This window comes from Jutongia huaianensis, from assembly GCF_014384985.1.
Lineage (GTDB): Bacteria > Bacillota > Clostridia > Lachnospirales > Lachnospiraceae > Jutongia > Jutongia huaianensis.
In genome coordinates, this window is record NZ_JACRSX010000040.1 from 1 (window position 1) to 3130 (window position 3130).

Here is a 3130-nt window from a genome sequence, read left to right on the forward strand (position 1 = left end):
TAGTACCTTGAAAACTGTATATCGAAATGATTATAACAAACGAAAGAATGTTATAAGTCAGACATCCAAACGCAGATTTAAGATCAAAGATCAAGAATCGAAGTCAATTCAGATTAAGAATTAACAAATGCGAGAAAGCAACAAGCCATCATTTGTAACGCTATACAGATGATGATGAGAATCAGGAACCGTTTCTCAGTTAGAGATAACTGTAAAGGTTAAGCTGATAAGGGCGCAGGGAGGATGCCTTGGCACTAAGAGCCGAAGAAGGACGTGATAAGCTGCGAAAAGCTGCGGTTAGGAGCAAATATCCGATAACCCGCAGATATCCGAATGGGGAAACCCGGCAGAGCAAACCTCTGTCATCCATACGCCAATACATAACGTATGGAAGGGAACCCGGTGAACTGAAACATCTAAGTAGCCGGAGGAAGAGAAAGAAACATCGATTTCCTGAGTAGCGGCGAGCGAAAGGGAAGGAGCCTAAACCGTGGTGCGTGCACCGCGGGGTAATGGACTGCATAAGTGAGCTGAAAGCTAGAAGAATGGTTTTGGGAAAGCCAGCCAGAGAGAGTGAAAGCCTCGTACTCGAAAGCGGAAGGCAGCGGCAGGATCCGGAGTACCACGAGACACGTGGAACCTTGTGGGAAATCGGGGGGACCACCCCCCAAGGCTAAATACTACTTAGTGACCGATAGCGCATAGTACTGTGAAGGAAAGGTGAAAAGAACCCCGGGAGGGGAGTGAAAGAGAACCTGAAACCCTGTGTCTACAAGCTGTGGAAGCACTCTATACGTGCAACCGCGTACTTTTTGTAGAACGGTCCGGCGAGTTATGCGGTGTGGCAAGGTTAAGCACTTAAAGTGTGGAGCCGAAGGGAAACCAAGTCTTAACCGGGCGTCCAGTCACATAGCATAGACCCGAAACCGGGTGATCTACCCATGTCCAGGTTGAAGCTGCTGTAAAAGGCGGTGGAGGACCGAACGCACATCCGTTGAAAAGGGTGGCGATGAGGTGTGGGTAGGGGAGAAATTCCAATCGAACTCGGAGATAGCTGGTTCTCCTCGAAATAGTTTTAGGACTAGCCTGTCAACAGTCTGCCGGAGGTAGAGCACTGAATTTCCGCGGGGGCGTCAAAGCTTACCAAAGAATATCAAACTCCGAATGCCGGCCAGATGATTTGACGGAGTCAGACTGCACGAGATAAGTTGGGTAGTCAAAAGGGAAACAGCCCAGACCACCAGCTAAGGTCCCAAAGTGCGTGTTAAGTGGAAAAGGATGTGGGGATTCGAAGACAACTAGGATGTTGGCTCAGAAGCAGCCATACATTCAAAGAGTGCGTAACAGCTCACTAGTCGAGAGTCCCTGCGCCGAAAATGTCCGGGGCTGAAACACGACACCGAAGCTGTGGAATCATCGTAAGATGATTGGTAGAGGAGCATTCTTAACACGGCGAAGCGTTACCGTAAGGAGACGTGGAGAGTTAAGAAGAGAGAATGCCGGAATGAGTAGCGAGAAATAGGTGAGAATCCTATTGGCCGAATATCTAAGGTTTCCAGAGTAAAGCTGATCTGCTCTGGGTAAGTCGGGGCCTAAGGCGAGGTCGAAAGACGTAGTCGATGGATAACAGGTTGAGATTCCTGTACTCCGTAATATAAGAAATGTGGGGACACAGAGGCAAAGCATGAGCCGGGAATGGAAAGACCGGTGCAAGCGCAGGAGGTGCATAGGAGGCAAATCCCCTATGTAAGCCGGAGGCGTGAAGCGGAGCGAACATAAGGGTAGCGAAGCATGTGGAGCAGCTGTCGGGAAAAGCCGCTATAAAGTATTACGGACCCGTACCGTAAACCGACACAGGTGGATGAGGAGAGAATCCTAAGGCCGACGGAAGAAGCATTGTTAAGGAATTCGGCAAAATGACCCCGTAACTTCGGGAGAAGGGGTGCCTTGGAAACAAGGCCGCAGAGAATTGGCCCAAGCAACTGTTTAGCAAAAACACAGGTCTATGCGAAACCGAAAGGTGAGGTATATGGGCTGACACCTGCCCGGTGCTGGAAGGTTAAGGGGAGTGCTCAGGAGCAATCCGAAGGTGCGAACTTAAGCCCCAGTAAACGGCGGCCGTAACTATAACGGTCCTAAGGTAGCGAAATTCCTTGTCGGGTAAGTTCCGACCCGCACGAAAGGTGTAATGATTTGGGCGCTGTCTCGACAATGCATCCGGTGAAATTGAAGTACCAGTGAAGATGCTGGTTACCCGCGCCAGGACGGAAAGACCCCATGGAGCTTTACTCTAGTTTGATGCTGGGATTCGATACTGTATGTACAGGATAGGCGGGAGGCTAAGAAGATGTGGCGCCAGCTGCATCAGAGCCGCTGTTGGGATACCGCCCTTGCAGTATTGGATTTCTAACCTGCGGCCGTGACCCGGCCGGGGGACAACGTCAGGCGGGGAGTTTGACTGGGGCGGTCGCCTCCGAAAGGGTATCGGAGGCGCTCAAAGGTTCCCTCAGAATGGTCGGAAACCATTCGAAGAGTGCAAAGGCAGAAGGGAGCTTGACTGCGACACCGACGGGTGGAGCAGGTACGAAAGTAGGACTTAGTGATCCGGTGGTAGAAAGTGGGATTGCCATCGCTCAACGGATAAAAGCTACCCTGGGGATAACAGGCTTATCACTCCCAAGAGTTCACATCGACGGAGTGGTTTGGCACCTCGATGTCGGCTCATCGCATCCTGGGGCTGGAGCAGGTCCCAAGGGTTGGGCTGTTCGCCCATTAAAGCGGTACGCGAGCTGGGTTCAGAACGTCGTGAGACAGTTCGGTCCCTATCCGGCGCGGGCGTAGGATATCTGAAAGGAGCTGGCCTTAGTACGAGAGGACCGGGCTGGACGAACCTCTGGTTCACCGGTTGTCACACCAGTGGCATAGCCGGGTAGCCAAGTTTGGAAGGGATAAACGCTGAAGGCATCTAAGCGTGAAGCCCCCCTTAAGATGAGATATCCCGTGAGGAATCACATAAGACCCCTTAGAGACGATGAGGTAGATAGGGCAGAGGTGGAAGTACGGTAACGTATGCAGCTGACTGTCACTAATAGGTCGAAGGCTTATCCAAAAGAAACGGGAAGCTGGTTGC

1 rRNA gene is annotated in these 3130 nt (G+C 51.4%); it reads left to right on the forward strand.

The window, feature by feature from the left end:
• Window positions 1-216: 216 nt before the first annotated feature.
• Window positions 217-3109 (forward strand): 23S ribosomal RNA (locus H8704_RS13870).
• Window positions 3110-3130 lie beyond the last annotated feature (21 nt).